The following is a 25,911-nucleotide window of genomic DNA, read 5'->3' on the forward strand; positions in this document are numbered from 1 at the left end:
AAGAGGTTTTTTCATAATATTTATTTAAGGTTAGAATTAGGTTAACTTATTATTTCTTTCGCAAACCACTCGGGAGAGCCGTTTGCGGGAGGATAATAAAAATGAAGAGTTGGAAATTGAAGAAACCTGTTAATCCGCAACGAATAACTTATAAAGAATAACTTATAACTAAAATATAGTATCACGGATGAACACATTTGTCAAAAAACTATTGGTGCTAACAGCGCTATCCCTTCCGTTATTACCTGTACAGAATACGGTAAACGCCCAAAACGGAAACTATATAGATGAAAGTATCTATGAGAATTTACCTTTCGATATGCCGAAAGTAGAACAACCTGCTTTTCCGGATTATACAGTCAATATTATAGACTTTGGAGCAAAAGGAGATGGTATCGTATTGAATACCAAGGCCATCAACGATGCCATCAAGGCGGTAAATGCCAAAGGTGGTGGTAAGGTAGTCATCCCCGAAGGTTTATGGCTGACCGGTCCTATCGAATTGTTGAGCAATGTCAATCTGTATACGGAAATGAATGCTCTGATACTGTTTACTGATGATTTTGAAGCTTATCCTATTATTGAAACTTCTTTCGAAGGATTAAATACACGTCGTTGTCAATCTCCTATTTCCGCCTGGAATGCAGAAAACATAGCCATTACAGGAAATGGTGTATTCGATGGTTCAGGTGATAGCTGGCGCCCGGTAAAGAAGGGTAAACTAACTTCCAGTCAATGGAATAGCCTGGTTAGTTCGGGTGGAGTAGTCGATGAAGCAGGTAGTATCTGGTACCCTACTGCAGGTGCACTGAAAGGCGCTATGGCTACCAAGGACTTCAATAATCCCGAAGGCATTGAAACGGATGAAGAATGGAATGAAATCCGTCCATGGTTGCGTCCGGTATTACTGAATATCGTTAAGAGTAAAAAGGTGTTACTAGAAGGGGTTACCTTCAAAAACTCCCCCAGCTGGTGTCTGCATCCGCTATCCTGCGAACATATCACCATCCATAATGTGAAAGTATTCAATCCCTGGTATTCTCAGAACGGAGATGCGCTGGACTTGGAATCATGCAAGAATGCATTGATCATCAACAATATCTTTGATGCCGGTGACGATGCTATTTGTATCAAGTCGGGAAAAGACGAAGACGGTCGCAAACGTGGCGAGCCTTGCCAGAATGTGATTGTTAAGAATAATACCGTATTGCATGGTCACGGTGGTTTCGTCGTAGGAAGTGAAATGTCCGGTGGTGTAAAGAATGTCTATGTAACTGACTGTACATTCCTCGGCACAGATGTAGGTTTGCGTTTCAAGAGTACTCGCGGACGCGGTGGTGTAGTGGAAGGCATTTACATCCACAATATCAATATGATTGACATTCCTCACGAAGCACTGCTGTTCGACCTTTTCTATGGCGGTAAAGGTGCGGGAGAAGAATCGGAAGAGGATCTGGAAGGAAGAATGAAATCATCTATTCCGGCTGTTACAGAGGAGACTCCTGCTTTCCGTGATATTCACATTACGAATGTCACCTGTAAAGGTGCCGGACGTGCCATGTTCTTCAATGGTCTGCCCGAAATGCCTATCCGCAATGTACATGTAAAAGACGTTGTAGTTACAGATGCCAAACAAGGTATCGTCATCAGTCAGGCTGAAAATATATCTATCGAAAATGTAAAGATAGAGACTAAAGGTACACCCTTGCAGGTACAGAAAGCCAAAGGCCTGAAAGTAAACGGAAAGACATACAATAACTCTGCGGCTAAAGCTCTGAATATAGATTTATAACCAGGTATGTATAATACCGTATGAAAAAGAAAGTAATCATACTAGTCGCTCTGTGCTGTCTGTTTATCCAAGCAGCACAGGGCGATACTCTTTTCATAACGGACCTTCGCACGGAGCAACTTACTAATCCTTTAGGTCTGGACACCCCACAGCCCCGTTTCAGCTGGCGTATCGGGAGTGAGAAACGCAACATAATACAGACAACCTATCGTTTGCTGGTTGCATCTTCTCCAGAACTCCTGAACGAGAATCAGGCGGATGTGTGGGATACGGGAGAAGTATGTTCTGACACATCCATCTGGATAAACTACCAGGGACTTCCCCTGCAACCCAACAAACGCTACTACTGGAAAGTATGGGTAAAAACCAACACCGATGAGAGTACCTGGAGCGAAACTGCATTCTGGGGAATGGGGTTGATGGGAGAAACCCATTGGAAAGGACGCTGGATAGGCGTTGACCGTCCTATGTCCTGGGATAGTGAAACGATGTTTTCACGCCTGTCCGCCCGGTACGTACGCAAAGAATTCAAACTCAATAAAACAATAAAGGAAGCGACCCTGCACATCAGTGGGTTAGGAGTTTACGAATGCCTCATCAATGGAAAACGAGTGGGTGACCTGGCACTGGCACCCGCCCCCACAGATTACCGGAAGACCGTATTTTATAACAGCTATGATGTAACGGATCTACTCCGTTCCGAAGCTGACAATGCCATAGGTATCACTCTGGGCAATGGTCGTTATCACTTTATGCGCCAACATTACCGCACATACAAAATCCAGAATTTCGGTTATCCCAAAGTGCGGATGAACCTGATAGTGGAATATACAGACGGCAGCAGGCAAACAGTCGATACGAATACGGACTGGAAACTGACAGCCGATGGCCCTATCCTCAGCAACAACGAATTTGATGGTGAAGAATATGATGCACGTAAAGAATTGGGCAGATGGTCTGAGCCCGGTTATGATGATAGCCGCTGGATGCAAGCAGAGCGTGTTTCTATTCCTTCCGGTTATCCCAAAGGACAAATGATGCCAGGCATCAAGGTAGTAGAAAGAATCCATCCTGAAACCATCCGCAAATCTGCCAAAGGATATATCCTCGACATGGGACAAAACATGGTAGGCTGGGTACGCATTCAGGTCAAAGGACAAGCCGGTGACTCTGTACGTCTGCGCTTTGCAGAAACCTTGCAGGAGAACGGTGAACTCTATACCGCCAATTTACGGGATGCTCAAGCAACCGACCTTTATATTTTAAAAGGCGAAGGAACCGAAGAATGGGCTCCCCGCTTTGTTTATCATGGCTTCCGGTATGTGGAAGTCAGCGAATTTCCGAGTACTCCTACCCTTACCAATTTCGTGGGGGAAGTAGTGAATGATGATATGCCCCTTACCGGAACATTCGAATGTGACAATCCTGTTCTGAACCAACTGGTGAAAAATGCTTTCTGGGGAATCCGTGGTAATTACAAAGGGATGCCACTCGACTGCCCCCAACGGGATGAACGCCAACCCTGGTTGGGCGACCGTACCACCGGAGCATTAGGAGAAAGCTTCCTGATGGAAAACGGACCGTTATATGCCAAATGGATGGATGATATCCGCGATGCACAGCGAATAGACGGATGTATCCCCGATGTGGTTCCGGCATACTATTACTACTATACGGATAACGTAACCTGGCCATCAGCTTTCATACTGATCAGTAATATGTTGTATGAACAATACGGAAATACGGAACCTATCTGCAAGCACTATCCCGGTATGAAGTTATGGATGGACCATATACGTACGGAATTTATGGATCAATCGTATATCATCACCCGTGATCGTTACGGAGACTGGTGTCTTCCTCCCGAAGCTCCCGAACTGATTCACTCCAAAGATCCGGCACGCATCACTGACGGAAAATTAATAGCTACCGCTTATTATTACAAGTTGCTGCAATACATGATAAAGTTTGCACAGTTACAGCTGGACATGCCTTGCAGGGATGATAGATCCGAAGCATTGCATCGTCAACAGTTAGAACAAGATATCCGGGGATATCAGACACTGGCAGAGAAAGTAAAAGAAGGTTTTAACAAGACTTTCTGGAACAGTGAGAAGCGATATTATAGCAATAACACCGTAACAGCCAATCTGCTCCCATTGGCATTCGACATGATACCGGATGCGGAAAGAGAAACTGTGACCCGGCAGATCATTCACAAAACAGTCAATTATTACAACGCCACCATTCAATGCGGGGTCATCGGCGTGCAATGGTTGATGAGGGAACTTGTAAGAATGGGACGCACAGATGTGGCATACGTTCTGGCTACCCATACTCAATACCCCGGATGGGGATATATGGTTGCCAACGGAGCCACCACTATCTGGGAACTGTGGAATGGGAATACAGCCGACCCGGCCATGAACAGTGGTAATCACGTCATGTTGTTGGGTGACTTACTTCCTTACTGTTATCAACATCTGGCTGGTATCCGGAGTGCTGCTCCCGGTTTTAAAGAAATAGATATGAAGCCTGCCTTTGAACAGGAAGAAGTGGGGTATGTTCGCGCTTCCCATATCACGTCTTACGGGAAAGTAATCAGTAACTGGTCGCAAACAGATACTGGATTTTCCTGGGAAATCAGTGTGCCAGCTAATAGTACAGCCACAATCTGGCTACCCAATGAAGATACGAAAGCCATAAAAGAAAACAATAAATCCCTGAAACAAGCCGAAGGATTGCAAGTGCTCCGCCAAGAAAACGGATATACTGTTTGTAAGATAGGTTCAGGAAACTACAATTTCCTGATAGAGAAAAACATCTCATACGGAAAAGGGAGAAAAGGGATTCTTGAAGATGCATTTATCTGCCGGAAACCACCTTTCCCCGAAAGTCACGCCGCAACAATAGTAGAAGGACGACACGGGATAGTAGCAGCCTGGTTTGGCGGAACAAAAGAGAAAAACCCCGATTGCTGCATTTGGGTGAGTCGCAAGACCCGGACAGGATGGACGGAACCACAAATGGTAGCAGATGGTGTACTGAATGGTACAAAGTATGCTTGCTGGAATCCCGTACTGACTGAAACCCCGAAAGGAGAACTGCAACTTTATTATAAGATAGGAGTCAATGTAGCCGGATGGAGCGGCCATGTCATTACCTCTAAAGACGGAGGAAAAACATGGAGTAGTTCCAGAGCATTACCCGAAGGTTTCCTCGGACCTATCAAGAACAAACCTGTATGGATAGGGAAACGAATGATTTGCCCCAGCAGTACGGAAGATGAGAATGGTTGGCGTATTCACTTTGAAATCAGCGACGATGAAGGAAGAACCTGGCGAACAACAGGCCCGATACCGGCTTCTGAAATTGTGGAAACAGACAAAGTAAAGTTCAGCAATCCGAAACAGAAAACAATACAAGTGATTCAGCCCACTATCCTGGTACATCAGGATGGGAAACTACAGGCTTTATGCCGCACTCAGAATAATGGTTCGGTTGCCACAAGTTGGAGCTATGACAACGGAGAGACATGGAGCGAAATTACATTTATAGATTTGCCCAATAACAATTCCGGAATAGATGGGATCACGCTAAAAGATGGCCGCCATTTATTGGTATACAATCATTACCGTTACATCAAAGGAAAGCGAAAAGAACGCACCCCTATCAATGTAGCCATCAGTAACGATGGACTTCATTGGAAAGTAGCAACCATTTTGGAGGATTCTCCTATCAATCAATACTCTTATCCCTCGGTCATACAAGGCAAAGACGGGAAAGTACACATTGTATATACTTGGAGAAGGCAACGCATCAAATATGCCTGCCTTGATCCACAACAATTGGAAGTCACCTCATTTGAGGAAGCTGATTGGTAGGAATAACCCCCAAAGCTGATAGTATTTATATCAAAATAAAAAAGGAATTACGCGAGGTTTGCACTAATTTTGTAGCAAATTAGTTATATACTTAAAAACCATGAAGAAGAAAATCTTTACAGCATTGCTGTTGTTGTGTACTCTCTCTATAGCAGCAGAGGCACAAGAGACAGAAAAGAGTTTTACAGTGGAAGTAAGCAACACCTGGAACAAGGCAAAAGCAGACGAACCGGTAGTGATCAAACTGAGTGAAATCAATCCTCAGTTTCGTGTACGCTCGGCTGTTGTCATGAACGGTAATGAAGAAATCCCCTCGCAACTGGATGACCTGAACGGCGACCGCCGTCCGGACGAACTGGCATTCCTCGTCGACCTGCCTGCCAAAGGTAAAAAAACGCTGACCGTTACCTTATCTTCCGCCAAAAGCGACAAGACTTATCCGGCCCGCGTATATGCAGAAATGCTGGTCAGCGACAAAAGAGGAAAACATGTGCCTGTGCAGTCGGTAACCATCCCGGGCACCAGCAACATTTACAACCAGATGCACCACCACGGTCCGGCTTTCGAATCCGAACTGGTGGCATACCGTCTGTATTTCGACCACAAACAGACTGTTGACATCTATGGTAAATTCAACAAAGGTTTTGAAATCAAAGAATCACAATTCTACCCAACCGACGAACAACTGGCACGCGGCTTTGGTGATGATGTCCTCATGGTAGGAGGCAGTTGTGGTGTAGGTGCACTGAAAGGTTGGGACGGCAAAAAAGCTACCCATATCACCCCCGTTGCCACACTCACTGAGCGTATCATCGCCTATGGCCCGGTGCGCACGATCTCCGAAATTGAAGTAGCCGACTGGCAATATCAGGGTTCGGAACTGAATATGACGAACCGCTATACCCTTTACGGCGGACACCGCGATGTATTCGTAGAAACATTCTTTGAAGAACCGTTGAAGGACGAAGTCTTCTGCACAGGTGTGGTAGATATCAAAGGTTCCGTATCTTACTCCGACCACAAAGGTCTGATAGGTTGCTGGGGAACTGACTGGCCGGTGAATGACACCGTAAAGTATGCCAAAGAAACCGTAGGCCTGGCCACATACATCCCCCAGAAATATGTAAAGGATGAAGTGAAAGATAAAGCTAATTATCTGTACACCATCAGCGCCAAAGGTAACAACTATTTCACGCACAACATCACTTTTACTTCCATGAAGGAAACCTTCGGATATAAAACACCCGAAGATTGGTTTGCCTACATCCGCGAGTGGAAGGACGAGCTGGAACATCCGGCAGTGGTGAAAGTGAAAAAGTGATAAATAACCAATCACTAATAACTAATCACTAAAAACATGAAAGCAAGAAAGACCCTAATGAGTCTCTGTCTGTTGCTCGCCTTGCCACTGGCGGCACAGCAAAAGAACTATGTTTCCGAAGTATGGGTAGCCGACCAAGGAAACGGTAAGTACAAGAACCCGGTACTCTATGCAGACTATTCCGACCCGGATGCCTGCCGTGTAGGAGATGATTTCTACATGACATCTTCCAGTTTCAACTGTCTGCCCGGACTTCAGATACTTCACTCCAAAGATTTGGTGAACTGGAGTATCATTGGTGCTGCCGTACCCTATGCACTGCCACCTATTGAAACTCCCGAACGTCCCGAACACGGTAACCGCGTATGGGCGCCCGCCATCCGTCATCACAACGGGGAGTTTTACATCTTCTGGGGAGACCCCGATCAGGGTGCTTTCATGGTGAAAGCCAAAGACCCGAAAGGTCCGTGGACCGAGCCTGTGCTGGTGAAGCCGGGAAAAGGTATCATCGACACTTGCCCATTCTGGGACGAGGACGGTAAAGTATACATGGTACACGCTTATGCAGGCAGCCGCGCCGAATTGAAAAGTGTGATCACCATCTGCGAACTAAATGCCGAGGCAACTAAAGCCATCACCCCGTCGCGCATTGTATTCGACGGTCATGAAGCACACCAGACTTGTGAAGGTCCGAAGTTCTACAAACGTAACGGATATTATTATATCTTCCATCCGGCAGGCGGCGTACCCACAGGCTGGCAGGTAGTACTGCGTTCCAAGAACGTATACGGCCCGTACGAATGGAAAACAGTGCTGGCACAAGGTGATAGCCCTGTCAACGGTCCTCACCAAGGTGCATGGGTAGATACTCCGACCGGAGAAGACTGGTTCCTGCACTTCCAAGATGTAGGCGCTTATGGCCGCTTGGTACATCTGCAACCTATGAAGTGGGTAAATGACTGGCCCGTAATCGGCATTGATAAAGACGGTGACGGTTGTGGTGAACCTGTAATGACTTACAAGAAACCGAATGTAGGCAAGACATATCCTATCTGTACTCCGCAGGAAAGTGATGAATTTGATGGATACACTTTGTCACCACAGTGGCAATGGCATGCTAATATCAATGAGAAATGGGCATATTATGCCGGTGATCAGAGTATGGTCCGTCTTTATTCTTACCCCGTTGTAAAGGAATACAAGAACCTGTTTGATGTAGCCAATCTGCTATTACAAAAAGCTCCTGCACCTAACTTCACCGCTACTATGAAGCTGACCTTCAAACCGGTAGAGAAATATAAAGGTGAACGTACCGGACTGGTAGTAATGGGTATGGATTACGCCGGATTGATCCTTGAGAATACGGATAAAGGTCTGGTACTCTCACAAGTATCCTGCCTGAAAGCTGACAAGGGCACACCGGAAGAAGTAAACGGTACAGTAGACCTGACAGATAACACAATTTACCTGAAAGTAAAATTCACCAGCGACGGCAAAAAGATTTCCAAGAGCGAAGGTGGACACGACCTGTTGGTAATGTGCGACTTCAGTTACAGCCTCGACGGTAAGAAATACCAGTCACTTGGCAAACCCTTCCAGGCAAGAGAAGGTAAATGGATCGGCGTTAAGGTAGGTACTTTCTGTACACGTCCGGCAATTACGACCAATGATGGCGGATGGTCGGATGTAGACTGGTTCCGTATCACAAAGAAATAATAATCGGCTCTTTAGCTAATCAATCTATTCCTCCTTATTGAAACTTTGTTTTCAATAAGGAGGAATTTTCATTTCCACTCTGTTTTACATTCACCGCAATCTATACCACAATGCTTATATAGCTAATTATCAAAGCCTTGCATTTACATTCTATTTACCACATAATGTAACGGCTTTTACCGCAGGATGTAACGGCTTTTACTCCGGGATGTAACGCTCTTTACCCCGGGATGTAACGACCTTTACCTCGATATGTAAATGGAGTTACCGTGTGGGGTTAACAAAGTTATACTGTAAGGTAACCTAAGTTCCCCTGTAGGGTTACCGTCTTTTGATCTGTATCAACAGGTTGTTTGAACGAAATGTCGTATCTTTGTGTTCATTAAAGAAAAAGAAGTATGAAGAAATTAGTAATATTCGATTTAGACGGAACCCTACTAAACACCATCGCCGATTTGGCACAAAGTACAAACCATGCATTAGCAACATTAGGATACCCCACCCACAAAGAAGAAGAGTACAACTTTATGGTTGGCAACGGTATCAATAAGCTGTTTGAACGCGCTTTGCCCGAAGGGGAGAAAACGGAAGAGAATGTTTTGCGTGTACGGAAAGAATTTGTCCCTTATTACGACCAGCATAATGCCGACAAGAGTCGTCCTTACCCCGGCATTACAGAACTTTTGGACGAACTGCAAGCCAAAGGTTTGCAAGTGGCCGTTGCTTCAAACAAGTACCAAGCGGCTACCGAAAAACTTATTGCCCACTATTTCCCCAATATCCGTTTTACCGCAGTATTCGGCCAACGTGAAGGCGTCAATGTGAAACCTGACCCTACCGTGGTATATGATATCCTGAAGATAGCACAGATTTCCAAAGAAGATGTTCTCTACGTAGGAGATTCCGGTGTGGATATGCAGACTGCCATTCATGCGGAAGTGACTTCCTGCGGTGTAACCTGGGGATTCCGCCCGCGTGCCGAACTGGAAACTTTCCACCCGAATTATATTATAGATAAGGCTGAAGAGGTTTTGGAAATAGTCTTTAGATAAAAGGGGATCTATATTCGTTTCTTATGGGTTATGAGGGAAAGTTGACAAGGGAACAAGTTGACAAGGGGACAAGGTTCCATGCGGCATAGAAGCATTGCGCAGCCCCTTGTTCCCTTGTCAACTTGTCCCCTTGTCAACTTCCTTTCTTTTCCGTATTGCGTCATTTTTACTCCTTTTTAGCCAATTATTACCCCTCAGAATGCCTTAAACTGCCTAACATTGCAATCGAAATACCAAAAATGAAAAACAATGATAAAGAAATGGTTATTAGCATGCTTCACAGTTGTTTGTGCCGGAACTAATCTACAGGCACAGCAAGAAGATCAAACCCTCAAACTATGGTACGACAAACCCGCCACACAATGGGTGGAAGCTCTGCCATTAGGTAACGGACGTATAGGCGCCATGGTTTTCGGCGATCCGGTACACGAACAGTTCCAGTTGAACGAAGAAACTGTGTGGGGCGGTTCTCCCCACAACAACACCAACCCCAAAGCTAAAGATGCCCTGCCTCGTATCCGCCAGCTCATCTTCGAAGGTAAGAACAAAGAAGCACAAGCGCTTTGCGGCCCTACCATTTGCTCGCAATCAGCCAATGGAATGCCTTATCAGACAGTAGGTTCACTGCATCTGGACTTCGACGGTATCAATGAATATAATGACTATTACCGCGATCTGGATATAGAAAAGGCAATTGCTACCACCCGCTTCACAGCCAATGGTGTGACTTATACGCGAGAAGCCTATACCTCCTTCCCCGATCAGGTATTAGTGATCCGGCTGACGGCTTCACAAAAGAAAAGTATCTCATTCACAGTTAAATACAGCACTCCTTATAAAAGTGGTGTGGTACGCTGTATCTCCCCCCGCAAGGAATTGCAACTGAATGGAAAAGCCAACGATCATGAAGGCATTGAAGGAAAAGTAGAATTTACCGCACTTACCCGTATAGAAAACAACGGTGGAAAGTTGGAAATGCTATCAGACAGCACTCTACAGGTAAAAGACGCGAACAGTGTTGTACTGTATGTTTCCATCGGAACCAACTTCGTGAATTATAAAGACGTTTCGGGTGATGCCCTCAATAGCGCACAACAATATCTGAAACAGGTTAATAAGAACTACACAAAGAGTAAGACTTCACATATCAATGCATACCAGAAATACTTCAACCGTGTATCTCTGAACTTGGGAAGTAATGCTCAGATCAATAAGCCGACGGATGTACGTGTAAAAGAGTTCAGCAGTAGTTTCGATCCGCAGATGGCTGCCTTGTACTTCCAATTCGGACGTTATCTCTTAATATGCAGTTCCCAACCGGGTGGACAGGCTGCCAATCTGCAGGGTATCTGGAACTACCAACTGCGTGCTCCCTGGGATGGCAAATATACCACTGACATCAACGTTGAAATGAACTATTGGCCAGCTGAAAGCACTTCTCTGCCCGAAATGCACGAACCTTTCCTGCAATTAGTGAAAGAAGTAGCCATACAAGGACGTGAAAGTGCAGCCATGTACGGTTGTCGTGGCTGGACGCTGCATCACAACACAGACATCTGGCGCAGCACAGGTGCTGTCGACGGACCAAGTTATGGTGTATGGCCTACCTGTAATGCCTGGTTCTGCCAGCATCTTTGGGACCGGTATTTATTCTCCGGTGATAAGAACTATCTCTCCGAAGCATACCCTCTGATGCGTGGTGCCTGTGAGTTCTACCTCGACTTTTTGGTACGCGAACCGGAAAACAACTGGTTGGTAGTTGCCCCCTCCTACTCTCCGGAAAATAGTCCTGTAGTAAATGGACAACGCACATTTGTCGTTGTTGCCGGTACCACTATGGACAATCAGATGGTTTACGATCTTTTCTACAACACCATTGCCGCAGCCAAGCTAATGAACGAAACAACCGCTTTCACCGACAGTCTGCAGACTGTTGTCGACAATTTAGCACCGATGCAGGTAGGCCGTTGGGGGCAGTTACAGGAGTGGATGCACGACTGGGATAATCCTAAAGATCGTCACCGCCATATTTCCCATCTCTGGGGACTGTATCCGGGACGCCAGATCAGCGCCTATCATTCCCCTGTCCTGTTTGAAGCTGCCAAGAAGTCTTTGATTGGACGTGGTGACCATTCTACGGGCTGGTCGATGGGATGGAAAGTTTGCTTATGGGCTCGTCTGCTGGATGGTAACCATGCTTATAAACTGATTACAGACCAACTGCACCCCACCACTGATGAAAAGGGGCAAAATGGTGGCACCTATCCAAACTTGTTCGATGCTCACCCGCCTTTCCAGATTGACGGTAACTTTGGCTGTGCTGCCGGTATTGCCGAAATGCTGGTTCAAAGCCATGACGGTGCTATCCATCTTCTTCCTGCTCTACCTGACGTATGGAAAGAAGGAACGCTGAAAGGTATCCGTTGCCGTGGTGGATTTACTGTGAATGAAATGAAGTGGGAAAACGGTAAGTTACAAACCGCCGTTATCGCCTCCAATATTGGTGGTACACTCCGTATCCGCACTCAGACTCCCTTGTATCTGAATGGGGAAAAATTGAGCCCAACTACGCAAGAAGTGTCCGACAACCCGCTTTTGCAATCACAGAGCATCCGTAAGCCATTAATTGCCGCTAATGCTCCAATTTGCATACCGGAATATGCACAGACTTATGTCTATGACATTGAAACAAGTGCAGGGAATGAGTACATTCTAACATCAAAAGAGCAATAAAATAAATAGTTATCAAAAACATGGAGATAGCGACTCAAGTGAGCCGTTCATATGTTAAAGTGTCAAGAGGGGAACAATAAATTCCCCTCTTTTCTGTTATATAACATCATATAGGTTATTCACAAAAGCATATTAGACAGCAAATAACAAAAAATACCACCCTAAAAACAGATATTACACATTTATCTTTTTACATCCATATACATTTGCAGCAAAGAATTAACAGTGTGCACGAACACACTAACGAAAAAAATCATACTTAATTAATAACATGCAAAGAATGTCTAACAAGATGAAAAACATGCGCGCCGCGCTACTATTCTTTTTAGTAGCCGTGATATCGCTTAGCGTATCAGCGCAAAATGTAACCGTAACAGGTACTGTGACAGACAAGACGGGAGAAACCGTTATCGGTGCTTCCGTAGTACAGAAAGGAAATACCAGCAACGGTACTATTACCGATATCGATGGTAATTTCTCCCTTAGTGTTCCTGCCAATGCCACATTAGTATTTTCTTATGTGGGAATGACACCTCAGGAAATAGCCCTAAAAGGCAAAACAAAAATCAATGTTGTAATGGAAGACGATGCCCAGGCTTTGGAAGAAGTTGTGGTTATTGGTTACGGTACGGCTAAGAAGAAAGACTTGACTGGTGCGGTCAGCACGGTGAAAGGTGCAGAATTAGCTAAAGTACCTGTAACTAATGTAGCAGAAGCATTAACCGGTAAATTAGCGGGTGTGCAAATTACTACTACAGATGGATCTCCGGATGCTGAAATGATTATCAAAGTACGTGGTGGTGGTTCTATCACTGGTGATAACTCCCCTCTTTACATCGTTGATGGCTTTCCTGTTTCAAGTATGGGGGATATTTCCCCATCGGATATCGAAGATATTACAGTGTTGAAAGATGCAGCTTCAACTGCTATTTATGGTGCACAAGGTGCCAATGGTGTAATTTTGATTACTACAAAAAGTGCTAAGGGAGGAAAGACAGTTGTTAGTTACAACGGATATATACAAGGGAAAAGTATCAGCAAGAAATTGGATACAATGAGCCCATACCAATTCGTAATGTACAATTATGAAAGACAGGCTCTCAGAGGTTCTTCTGCAATCAGAGGCTTCGAAGAACGCTATGGTGCTTATGGTGACTTGGATTTATACAAATATCAGTCAGGTCATGACTGGCAAGAAGAAATGTTTGGTAATGACGAACTTTCCCAATCACATAACATCAATATCACTGGTGGCAACGATAAGACCAAATTCACTTTAAGTGGTTCATATGCCAATGATAAGAGTCTGATGGAAGGCAATGGTTACAGACGTTATAACATGAACTTTAAACTGAGACATGAGTTGTATAAGAACCTAAATTTAGATTTTGGTGCGCGTGTAGCTGATACTGAAACCCAAGGTATGGGAACTGGTGGTGGAACCTATAAGATACGTTCATACGACGCTATTATGAAGGCTCCTGTTTTCGGACTGTATGATCAGATAGATATTGATCCTTCTACTCTTCCCGAAGAAGAATACGAAGAATATGTCAATGCAACACGTACATTGAAAGATCAGGTAAACGATTATTGGAGAAGAAAAAATGAGCGCCGTTATAACTTCAACGCTGCAATCAACTGGGATATTACCAAGAATTTCATTTACCGTGCCGAAGGTGGATACGACTATACGTTCTTCCAACAGAAAGACTGGTTTGGTCCTAAAAGTAATAAAGCCGTTCAAGATGGCGGTAGTTTACCTATGGGTGAATGGCAAAAGAAAGATTCCTGGAAATTGCGTGCTGCACATACTTTGACATGGAAACAAACTTTCAACAAGATTCATGATGTGAATGTTATGTTAGGCCAGGAATATGTTGCTTCCAACAGTGAAACGAACAATATGATTGGTAAATATTTTCAGAAAGATATTCAACCGGACAAAATGTTTGCCAGCATGGCTAACAATTCTAAAGGTACAGGTGCTCAAACCATATCTTCAACCTTGGGACAGGAAGACAGAACTATATCTTTCTTCGGTCGTGCAAACTATAGCTTACTTGATCGCTATTTGTTAACCGTAACAATGCGTGCTGACGGTTCTTCTAAATTTGCCAGAGGAAATCGTTGGGGATACTTCCCTGCAGCAGCCGTAGCATGGCGTGTTTTGGAAGAACCGTTCATGGAAAATGCGAAAGACCTCATGTCTAATCTAAAACTTCGTTTTTCCTATGGTACAGCAGGAAATAATCGTATCGGAAGTGCTATGTTCGAAACAACTTATAAAGCCTATTCAAGTGGCAAATACTATGGTGCCGGAAATGAACAGAATCCGCATTATACGTTGAATAACTCTCAGCTTGCTAATCCTAACTTGAAATGGGAAACAACAATTACCCGTAACGTTGGTTTGGATTTCGGTTTCTTCAATGAACGGATTTCAGGTAGTATCGATTATTACTGGAATACAGTGAAAGATTTGTTAATTGAAATACCTATCACTGCTATTGGATATACTTCCATGCAACAGAACATTGGTCAAACTTCTAACCGTGGTGTCGAATTATCATTGAACGCTGCCATCCTCCAGAAGAAAGATTACTCTTTGAACTTCAACTTCAACATTGGTTTCAACAAAAACAAAGTTGATAAACTGTCCGAAGGTGTAACTTCTATGGCTTTCAACTCTGGTGCATTCTCAACAGATATGCGTGGACAGGATGACTATCGTGTAATTGTAGGTCAACCTTTAGGATTGGTTTGGGGATTCGTATATGATGGCATTTATGGAGTTGATGATTTCGAAACTTATGTAGACGCCAATGGAAACACTCAATTCCAATTCGACAAGTCTGGTAACTATATATTAAAAGAAGGCCAAGTTGACAATTCTTATACAACAAGTGGTTCCTACGGTGGTTTACGTCCAGGTGCTATGAAAATAAAAGACTTAGACGGTGACGGTAGCATTTCAGCAGACAAAGACCGTACTATTATCGGTAAAACACAACCTAAATTCACTGGTGGTTTCGGTCTGAATGCCACTTACAAGTGGTTTGATATTGCTGCTAACTTCAACTTTGTTGTTGGCAACGATGTATATAACATGGATAAGATGGTATCTTCTCAATCCTATCGTAATACTTATGCAAGCCTCCGTGCCGATATGGTGCCAGTAACATTGGGTGGAAAAGCATGGACATACTTGGATCATGCAACAGGAGAAATCATTACCGATTATGCAACATTGAAAATGATGAATGCCAATGCAACATATTGGTCTGGTGCAACAATGTCAGACAATAATCCAGTTCCTACATCGTGGGCTATTGAAGACGGTTCATTCTTGCGTTTACAGAATCTAACAGTAGGATTCACCATGCCAAAGAACTGGACTAAAAAGTTCGCATGCAGCCAACTCCGTTTATATTGCACTTTAAACAATGTATTCTGCCTAAGCGGTTATGATGGCTACGACCCAGAAGTAAACTCTGCTATCCGCAACAGTAAAACAAGCGGATTAACCCCTGGTGCCGACTATTCAGCCTATCCTAAATCATTCTCTTGGACAGCCGGTGTTAATATCACATTCTAACTTCCAAAAAAGAAATAACATGAAAAAGAAATTTTTATATATAGTAACTTTAATCTGCGGATTGTCCTTCACAACCTCTTGTGAAGATATGTTGGATACAAAGTCCCTTTCAACCGATAACTTGGAATATCTCTGTTCCAATCCTACAGATACTCGCAAAATGATAGCACACGTTTATTCATTTTTCTGTGAGGATACCTATACTTCACGTATGAGTACCAACTGGATGCAAAATACAGACGTTGAAATCGGTTTCATCACAAAAGCACAAGTCGCAGTTGCCGACCGTCGTAGTGTGTGGGGATTGGATATGAAACAATTCTCTGATATAAAAAACTGCTGGGATAATAGCTTAAAAGCTATCGACTTTGCTAACCAATGTATAGAAGGTATTGAAAACAGTGCTATGTATCTGGAAGGAAATAAAGATATGAAACAACTTCACGGTGAAGCCTATTGTTTACGTGCATATTGGTATTGGTTAATGTGTAACTTCTGGGCAGACGTTCCATATGCAACTACTCCGACTACCAAAGATAATATGCATAACGACCCACGTACAGACAAAAACATTATCTATTCTCAATGTATTCAGGATTTGATTAATGTAGAAGAAGAAATGATGTGGAGCAATGATATGACCGTGGAATATATGAACCGCGAGTTTGCACTAGGTTTCATTGTTAAGTTGGCAATGTTCCGTGCAGGATATTCTATGCAGGCTGATGGAACAATGGCACGCTGCACACAAACTGGTGAAGAATATACTATCAATTATATCGATGAAAACGGAGCTAGCCAAACTGCATCTTCTGCTGACGATTATTACAAAGTTGCGAAAGCATATGCTCTTAAATTAATCAAATTGAAAGATCGTAGTCTGGAAACAAACTTCAAGACAATTTTCGATAATGAAATCAACGGGTGTAATCCTGCTAATGGTGACGTACTGTTTGAAATGGGTTTTGTACCTAACTCTGGGGGTGACATTGGCTGGTGTCACGGCTTAAGTGTAGTAGCAAGTTCAAGAGGTGCCGGAACCAGTTATACGAACTTGACTCCGTACTATGCTTGTTCTTTCGACAAACAAGACCAACGTTTAAACGTAACTTGTGTTAATTATCGTTGGTTGAATGACAATAAACAGGGTGCATGTGATGTATGGGGTATTCAGCCTGCCAAATGGTGTCGTATGGATATGACCAATACCACGGTAAAAGACAAAGGAACAGGCATCAACTGGCCTATATTGCGTTATGCAGATGTACTATTATTGCTGGCAGAAGCTGATAATGAAATCAATAACGGTCCTACACAAATTGCCAAAGAAATGTTGCAACGAGTACGGGAACGTGCTTTCATCAAAGCAAGCAATAAAGACGAAATGGTAACCAATTACATCAATAAACTAAGTAATTACAACGATTTTAGAACAGCTATTATCAAAGAAAGAGCTTGGGAATTTGGTGGAGAAAACATTCGTAAATTTGACTTAATTCGTTGGAATTATTATAGTGATGCTATTGTGAATACTATCGATTGGATGCGCAATGTAGCAATAAACTATCAACAATTAGATGAAGTCAATGGTGAATTAATCTACAACAAAAATAAGGATATCGAAGATTTGGGTATAGCTCCCCGCTTATACTATAATTATAAGAATGGTTCCCTCGAATTTGAGAACGATTATTTCACTTACCGCAATCAATCCAGCAGTCCATATAATACAGCTGAAACATTGAAAGACGATGATATAAAAAGCTCAAACGCAACTTTTGACGGATTAAAATATATTAATTTTGTAGAAAGTCTGATTAGCGTCAGCAACAAGGATCCGGAAACCAATCAACCTTACGGCACAGACGAAAATGGAAATGAGATAAAGAAAGGTATTGTACAAGAAAGAGTACTATATTCATGGCATGGGTTGACTGATGGCGCATTGATCACTGGTACGGAAGATATTAGTTCTTTGAGAAACAAAGTAACACCCTATGTATTCCCTATTCCAACAGATCGTGTAATATCCTCCAATGGTGTTTTATCAAATGATGGTTATTCTATCCGTAACAAATAAAAATTAAATGAATATGAAAATCAGAAAATATATTGCAATAATGTTTCTTGCATTAACAGCAAGTTACACCTTTACTGCATGCAACGATGATGAGACACTGGGCGAGGCACCTCGTTTATTCCGCCCGGTAGCTTCTCTGGAGACGCAAAGCAACACAGTTGTGGTTACTTGGGACAACATCAAGGGTGCCACCAACTATGATTTGAAATTATACCGTGTAACCGGTACAGATAAGACCACTGGTGAAAGTATTTATGAGTTCTATACAGAAGCTTCTTGCGAAAGCTCTCCCTATACTTTCAAAGACTTGAATTGGGATGAAAAGTATATGGTTAAAATAAGCTGTAATTCTGCATCCAAAGAGTCTGAAGTGTACACAACAACAGATGCCAGCATCAATTACATTTCTAAAATTACCTCTAGTAAAAGTATTGATAATGCCACACGTATCAGTTGGGATGAAGGTGGTGCAATCATTAAAGTAATAAAGGTTACTACAGATGTCGAAGGTGTAGAACCTCGTTTTGTACCAGTAAGTGAAAGTGAATATGAGAGCGGCTATGTCGACATTTATGATCTGACCCCCGAAACTCAATATACATTCTATGCTTATAGCGATGAAGAAATACAAAACAATGATACTTATGCCGGCAAAATTAGTGGTAAAACAAGCATTGCCGCCAACTATGATGAAATGTTTGGAGCAGGAAATTGGATTGACTTGCGTAATCATTCTGACGAAGAAGCTGAAAGTTACTTAACTAATAGCCAATTTTGGAAAGAGACTACAGAAAATATGGGAGTTATCCTAAAAGGTGGCCTTGACTACAAAATGAGTGGAGCCTCATTTGATAAGTCGATCACATTTATGACAGGACCTACTCTTGAATCTAATGCTCGTATTGTTCTCCAAAATGCAATAGGTATTGGAAAAGGTGTAACAATTGACAAGATTCAATTTATAAATGTTGATATATATAGCAAAAGTGCTATTGATATTGATGAAAACGGAAAAACATTTGTAGAATATAACACAGCCAAAGGCTTTGGAGGCCTGCAAATCATTAACGTTAACGGTAGCGGCTCTACTGTCAATAAATTACTTTTCCAAGGTTGTCGTCTTGAAGGTTACCGCGGTATCGTACGTGGACAAGCAGATTCTGACAACTTTATAAATGTAACATTTGACGGATGCACCATTAACGGTATTGGTGATCAAGGTGTAGTTACAAGTACCAACAAAAAGGGTGACTGGAAAACCGTTACTTTCAATAATTGTACTATAACCAATATTGTTATACTGTGTGATTTCCGCTCTAGTGCAAGTGAATTAACTATCGACATCACAAATTGTACTTTCTGTTATGCTCCTATTGAAACAACAGTCAATGCTAATGCTCCATTATTCCGTCTCAGCAAAAATGCTGTTAAATTAAATATCAATAAGACGCTGTTCGGTCCTTCTATGGCTTCAGATAAAAATGCAGGAGAAGTTGTTATGACTTACACTGCTGGGGCCAAAGGCTCTATCTTTACTGATGCCAGCGCAGCACAAATCAATGTAGCTCTTAGCTTTAAAACTAATTTCACCTGGACCGCTATCGGTGACAAAACTTATCCTATTGATGGACTTCTTGAATTGAGCTTTGATGAAAACACTCTGTGGCAAGGACCGGAAAAAGGTGATTACAAAATCATCGGCAATATTGGAGAATCCGGTATCGGAGCATCCAAATGGCAATAACTTATTTATAGTTTAATATAAGCAAAGAGGGAAATGTACTGCCATTTCCCTCTTTCTGTATTTTTCTAACTATATTTGAATAAAAAACAACAGCATGAAAAAACTATTATTATATACCATCTTTGCCTGTATCTGTTTACAAGCATTCCCTCAATCTCGTAATCTCCCTTGGGAGAATGGAAAACTACAAGTATCAGAGAACTCCCGTTACCTTCAACATACCGACGGAACTCCCTTCTTCTGGCTCGGAGATACCGGTTGGTTACTTCCCGAAAGACTGAACCGGGATGAAGCGGAATACTATCTGGAACAATGCAAACAAGCCGGTTTCAATGTAGTACAAGTACAAACAATCAATGGTGTACCTGCAATGAACTTTTATGGGCAATCCTCTATGCCGGATGGATTTGATTTCTCAAACATAGATCGTCCGGGAATATATGGTTATTGGGATCATATGGATTTCATCATTGATGCCGCCTCCCGCAGAGGAATATATATTGGCATGGTCTGCATTTGGGGTGGATTGGTAAAAAGTGGGAAAATGAACGTAGAAGAAGCCCAGGCTTACGGTACTTTCCTTGCCAATCGTTACAAAGATCGTCCTAACATCATTTGGATGATTGGCGGAGATATCTACGGAAACATCAAAACAGAAGTATGGAACATGCTCGCTAACACTATCAAATCTATCGACAAGAATCATCTCATGACTTTCCATCCTTTCGGCCGGACCCTTTCTACAGAATGGTTCAATGATACCCCATGGTTGGATTTCAACATGTTCCAAAGCGGACATCGCCGATACGGACAAAGCAAAGAGGATAAAAACAGCCTGTTGCCACAAGGTACAGAAGAGGATAACTGGCGATATGTGGAGCGTAGTCTTTCCCGACACCCATTACGTCCGGTTATTGATGGCGAGCCTTCCTATGAAGCTATTCCACAAGGCCTCCATGATCCTAAAGAAGGCTTCTGGAAAGACAATGATGTACGCAGATATGCTTATTGGTCTGTATTCGCCGGAGCATTCGGACATACATACGGGCACAGTTCCATCATGCAATTCTTAAAACCAGGAGTAAACCCGGCCTATGGTGCAACCAAGCTATGGTATGATGCACTAAAAGATCCCGGATTCAACCAGATGAAGTACCTGAAGACCTTAATACTTGCTTTCCCCTTCTATGAACGAGTACCCGATCAAAGTTGTATTGCCGGTGAGAATGGTACTAAGTACGAACGCCTTATTGCTACCCGGGGAAATGATTATATGTTAATCTATAACTACACCGGACGTAGCATGCAAGTCAATCTCAATAAAATCAGTGGAAAAACTAAAAAGGCTTGGTGGTATTCACCCCGCAACGGTAACCTGTCTTATATTGGTGAATTCAGTTCCAATACAGCAGCCTTCCAACCCGAAGGCGGTCATATAAACGGAAATGATTGGGTATTGATTATCACAGATGCCAATAAGAATTACACAATTCATTGGCAAAACTAGCAAGAAAGGGGCGTTATTTTTTCAGCCCCTTATCTCTATACTCAGTAGGTGTCATTCCCATCTTCTGTTTAAAGCACTTACTGAAATAACGCGGATCATTGATGCCCACCATATAAGAAATCTGAGTCATGGAATACTCTCCGGTTTCAATGAACTGGACAGCGCGTTTAATACGCATTTCTTTGATAAACTCAATAGGTGCCAATCCGGTCAGCGTCTTCAGCTTTTTGAAGAATACAGAACGGCTGACAGCCAACTCTTGCACCAGATCATCTACCACCAATTCACCATTATCCATATTTTTTTCCATCAGGTCTACCAGTTTATCCATAAACTTACGGTCGTTAGGAGACATTTCAGGACCTTTTTCTTCCACTGTTTCTTCTTCGGAAATAGTAGCAGAAGTTCCAGTCATTAAGTTATCGCGATAAATGCCCTGCAGCTTCTGACGTTGAGTAAGCAGATTCTTTACACGTGCTTTCAGGTAAGTAGCACTGAACGGTTTAGTAATATAGTCATCAGCTCCATACTCCAAGCCTTCCAGTTTGCTCTCAATGGAAGTCTTGGCTGTCAACAATACAATAGGAATATGGCTGGTCGTCATGTCCGCACGCAATTCACGAGTCATAGCTATGCCATCCTTTTCGGGCATCATCACATCACTGATAATAATATCCGGTAAGAATTTCAAGGCTTTACTCCAACCTTGCATACCATCTACAGCTTCCACAATCCTGTATTCGGAAGCAAAGATACTGCGCAAGAACAGGCGGAGTTCCGAGTTATCTTCCACAAGCAGCATCGTTCCTTTAGCATCTGTATCTTCTTCGGTCTCATCCGGAAGGCTTTCCTCTTCCGACTGATTGGGGACTTCACTAAGTATGTCCGTCACTTGTTCTGCAACTCCCATACCCACAGTAGTATCATCCTGTAAGAATTCCACTGTTTCATCATAGTGTTCTTTTCCTTTCAGGAAATCTACTTTAAAACAACTACCCTCGCCCAATTTACTATCAACCGTAATAACTGCCTTGTGCATCTCCACCAGTTCTTTCACCAACGACAAGCCAATGCCTGTACTGGACTGATTGAACAAGTTACGATCTACCAGATTTTCAAAACGGACAAACAATGATTTTTTATTATTATCCGCAATACCTATTCCCTGATCTTCCACACCCACGGAAACTGTCTTTTCATCTTCACGCACCAGAACTGTAATCATCTTCCCATTTGGAGTGTACTTAAAGGCATTGGAAAGCAGATTGAATACTATTTTCTCAAACTTATCAACGTCCACCCACAGATATAATTCCTCCTTCTCTGTTTCAAACAGGAAGTCTATCTGATGTTCTTCGGCAACCGACTCAAAGTTTTCCATGATCTTACGGGTAAAAGTAACTACATTTATGCGTTGCACCTGCATCTTCATCTTCCGGTTCTGTATCTTCCGGAAATCCAGAATCTGATTGATAAGCCTCAACATACGGTTCGTATTCCGTTCCACCACCTGCAATTGCTCACGTGCATCAGCCGGAAGTTTCGTATTCGCCAGAACGTATTCCACAGGCCCCGAAATCAGAGTCAACGGAGTACGCAGTTCGTGAGAAATATCTGTAAAAAAGCGCAGCTTCATATCTGTCATTTGTTGTTCTACAGATACTTCATGTTTCAGACGATAAATGGTGAACAGGATATAAACAGCCGTCACAATAATCAGTATAACGAAAAGCACATACAGGAAGTAGGCAAACGGAGTTTCCCAGAAAGAAGGAAGAATCTCAATATTCAGTATGCGCGTGTTTTCCGTCCACACTCCGTCTCCATTGGTCGAACGAACCTTAAAGATATAGTGTCCCTTCGGCAAGTTGGTATAGGTTGCAGCACGTTGCTTGCCAACAAAGTTCCAGGCTTTTTCAAAACCTTCCAGAATATAAGCATACTGAATTTCAGAAGGTGCGGAATAATCGAGTGCAGCGAACTGAATCGTGAAAATATTCTCCCGATGGGATAATACCAGTTCTCTCGTATCATCCAAACCTTGTTTCAAAACCGAACCCTGTCCCGGTTGTACATCCTCATTGGCTATCAATAATTTAGATAATACAATCGGCGGTACATAGTTACTTTTACAAATAGAATCCGGATTAAAGTAAAAGATACCTGTATTAGCTCCGAAAAGTATATTCCCCGAAGCCGTGTATTCCGAAGCCGCCTCACTGAAACGTGCACGGAAGAAAATCTCTTTATCCGCATAATTTTCAAACGTCTCTTCAGAAGGAATAAATTTGCTTATGCCATTCTCAGAACTCAACCACAAATTACCGTTCTTATCTTCCTGTATGGAAAGCAGCACATCCGAAGGGAGTCCATCTTGCACTGTATACGATTTGAAAGTGGCATTACCATTGCCGTCCAATGACACCAGTTTATTCAGTCCGCCACCAAAAGTTGCAATGAAAAGTTCCTGGTTACGGGTCGATACAATCCAGTGTACATCATTATTGCTCAGACAATGCTCATTATCCGGAACACGCAGGAAATGATGAAACTTCACATCTTCGGGATTCTTGAAATCGGCATCTATCATCAGTGCACCAATGGTGGTCCCTATCCAGATATGTCCTTTATGGTCTCCTGTAATAAAACGGGCTTTGTAGCAATAGTCAATGGGATATCCTTTCAGATTATTACGGTGGTTCACAAAGATTTCTTTTCCATCCTGATCACGTGTCATGTAGTTTACTCCACCGGCAAAAGTCGCTATCCAGATACGTCCGTGACTATCTTCATATACACAGTAAACATTGTCGTCACTCAAACTATAAATATCCTCTTCCTGATGCTGATAACGAGTCAACTTATAGTGCAATCCATCTTTCTGCTTCTCAGCTTTCACCAGACCATCCCCTTTCGTTGCAATCCAAAGATTTTGTTTGCTATCCTGCAAAATGAAATAGACATTACCACGCAATGGAGTACCACTGTGCGACACTGTACCATTTTCAGTCAAATAGCCCTTATCTACACGTTTCTTATCATATACCCGTAGTTTTCCATCTTTCAGACCCACCCATAAATTCTGATCCATATCTTCACAAAGGGCACGAACCTCATTACTCAAAGACTCATAATCATGTGGCATGGGAGTCATTACACGGAACTGGGATGGACGGAAGGTCACTTTTTCCAGTCCTTTAGAATGCGTACACATCCATAAATCACCCTGCCGGTCAGAAAAAGCTGCATGAATTTTATTAGAGAAACGCCAGTCACTTCCTGACAGACTATTATAGAATGGATGTAAACTATTACTTTTCCGGTCAAAATATGAAAATCCACCCCCATAAGGATGTACCCACAGTACACCATTAATATCCTCATGAATATGAAAAGCCGGACGCGAGCGGTCAGTGCTGGTAGGCTCCACCGGTACTTTCTCATGTTTCAGAATCCGTGTACGCGGATTGAAGTGCACCACTGTACCCGGAATATGCTGTTCAAACCAGACCTCGGACGCCTTATCTACATAAACCGAGTGAATAGATGCATTTGGAAAGCGGGAAGCCGGAAAATGCTCTATCGCTTTCGTCTTAGGTTGATATGAGAAAAAACCATCTTTCGCAGTAGTAAATATCAGTTCATTACCCTCCACGCTATTGATAGAAACAATACGGGAAGATGCAGGCAGATTCTGCAATTGAAATTGTCCATTTTCCTTCTGATAGCACCACACACGTCCGTTATCCGAACCAAAATAGATTTCCGAATCATATTCCAGACAGGAATAAAAAGCTTGTCCTCCTTTCTTTTCCCGTTCAGCAGCATCTACAAAATAGGATGTCGGAGTAGTCTGTCCCGCTGCCAACATTCCCAATCCGTTATCAGATAATATCCATTCATTACCCGAAAGATCCTCATATATGCCAAAAACACGAGTGGCAGAGAATTGTCCTGATTGAGCAGAATACCATTGTGAAGTCAAACTATAATCTTCCGGGTTCGTAGCTATGCGAATGGCGCCTTCCGTTTCGGTTAGCAACCAAACCGCGCCACCTGGAAGGGCTTCTATCTTCGTGACATTGACTACACTGCCCCTTTCGCCTTCAGCCGGAACACGCTCAAATGCTTCCGTACGCGGATCAAAACGATAAGCATGATTATCATAAGTCTGTAGCCAAAGGAAGCCATACTTATCCTCCACCATATGGTCTACACGATTATGGCTCAACACGATACGATTATCGAGCCGTGCCTTATATGTTTTAAATGAATAACCATTGAACTTATTAATACCATCCCAGGTAGCAAACCACATATTCCCTTTGCGATCTTGCAGGATGCTCATTACTGTATTTTGAGAAAGTCCGTCTTCAGACGAATAATGGGTAAAGAAACAATCCGGTTGTGCTTTTACTGATAATACACACACCAACCCAACTATCAGATATAAGATTTTTTTCATCATAACAGGCTTATTCTAT

Annotated in this window: 11 protein-coding genes; 10 read left to right on the forward strand and 1 reads right to left on the reverse strand. The window is 42.8% G+C overall.

The window, feature by feature from the left end; all coding sequences use genetic code 11:
* Positions 1 to 187: 187 nt before the first annotated feature.
* The 10 genes from DWW10_RS18850 to DWW10_RS18895 all read left to right on the forward strand — a co-directional run bounded on the left by DWW10_RS18850 (position 188) and on the right by DWW10_RS18895 (position 21,427).
* Positions 188 to 1,792, forward strand: a complete 1,605-nt coding sequence (locus DWW10_RS18850; RefSeq protein ID WP_118422078.1) for a glycoside hydrolase family 28 protein — start codon at positions 188 to 190, stop codon at positions 1,790 to 1,792.
* A 20-nt stretch (positions 1,793 to 1,812) separates the two neighbouring features.
* Positions 1,813 to 5,676 carry a family 78 glycoside hydrolase catalytic domain gene (locus DWW10_RS18855; protein WP_118422079.1) on the forward strand — a complete coding sequence of 1,288 codons (3,864 nt, stop codon included), beginning with the start codon at positions 1,813 to 1,815 and terminating at the stop codon, positions 5,674 to 5,676.
* 100 nt (positions 5,677 to 5,776) lie between these two features.
* The gene (locus DWW10_RS18860) at positions 5,777 to 6,997 is read left to right on the forward strand and encodes a DUF4861 domain-containing protein (RefSeq protein ID WP_118422080.1); all 1,221 of its coding nucleotides are present in this window, start codon (positions 5,777 to 5,779) and stop codon (positions 6,995 to 6,997) included.
* A gap of 36 nt (positions 6,998 to 7,033) precedes the next feature.
* Complete coding sequence (locus DWW10_RS18865; RefSeq protein WP_118422081.1) at positions 7,034 to 8,713, forward strand: glycoside hydrolase family 43 protein; 1,680 nt, start codon at positions 7,034 to 7,036, stop codon at positions 8,711 to 8,713.
* Positions 8,714 to 9,111: 398 nt separating this feature from the next.
* Positions 9,112 to 9,765: an HAD family hydrolase gene (locus DWW10_RS18870; protein ID WP_022392864.1), complete on the forward strand. Its 654-nt coding sequence runs from the start codon at positions 9,112 to 9,114 to the stop codon at positions 9,763 to 9,765.
* A 249-nt stretch (positions 9,766 to 10,014) separates the two neighbouring features.
* Complete coding sequence (locus DWW10_RS18875) at positions 10,015 to 12,498, forward strand: glycoside hydrolase family 95 protein (protein ID WP_022392865.1); 2,484 nt, start codon at positions 10,015 to 10,017, stop codon at positions 12,496 to 12,498.
* A 271-nt stretch (positions 12,499 to 12,769) separates the two neighbouring features.
* On the forward strand, positions 12,770 to 16,096 hold the full coding sequence (locus tag DWW10_RS18880) for a SusC/RagA family TonB-linked outer membrane protein (RefSeq protein ID WP_118422082.1): 3,327 nt from the start codon (positions 12,770 to 12,772) through the stop codon (positions 16,094 to 16,096).
* Between the two features lie 19 nt (positions 16,097 to 16,115).
* Positions 16,116 to 18,176 (forward strand): RagB/SusD family nutrient uptake outer membrane protein, encoded by a 2,061-nt coding sequence (locus tag DWW10_RS18885; RefSeq protein ID WP_022392867.1) that lies wholly within the window; start codon positions 16,116 to 16,118, stop codon positions 18,174 to 18,176.
* 13 nt (positions 18,177 to 18,189) lie between these two features.
* Positions 18,190 to 19,920 (forward strand): hypothetical protein, encoded by a 1,731-nt coding sequence (locus DWW10_RS18890; RefSeq protein WP_022392868.1) that lies wholly within the window; start codon positions 18,190 to 18,192, stop codon positions 19,918 to 19,920.
* A 94-nt stretch (positions 19,921 to 20,014) separates the two neighbouring features.
* On the forward strand, positions 20,015 to 21,427 hold the full coding sequence (locus DWW10_RS18895; RefSeq protein WP_022392869.1) for a glycoside hydrolase family 140 protein: 1,413 nt from the start codon (positions 20,015 to 20,017) through the stop codon (positions 21,425 to 21,427).
* A gap of 13 nt (positions 21,428 to 21,440) precedes the next feature.
* On the opposite strand, the gene DWW10_RS18900 is transcribed toward DWW10_RS18895, so the two are convergent.
* Positions 21,441 to 25,892 (reverse strand): hybrid sensor histidine kinase/response regulator transcription factor, encoded by a 4,452-nt coding sequence (locus tag DWW10_RS18900; RefSeq protein WP_118422101.1) that lies wholly within the window; start codon positions 25,890 to 25,892, stop codon positions 21,441 to 21,443.
* Positions 25,893 to 25,911 lie beyond the last annotated feature (19 nt).

The sequence above is a fragment of the Bacteroides intestinalis genome (assembly GCF_003464595.1).
Lineage (GTDB): Bacteria > Bacteroidota > Bacteroidia > Bacteroidales > Bacteroidaceae > Bacteroides > Bacteroides intestinalis_A.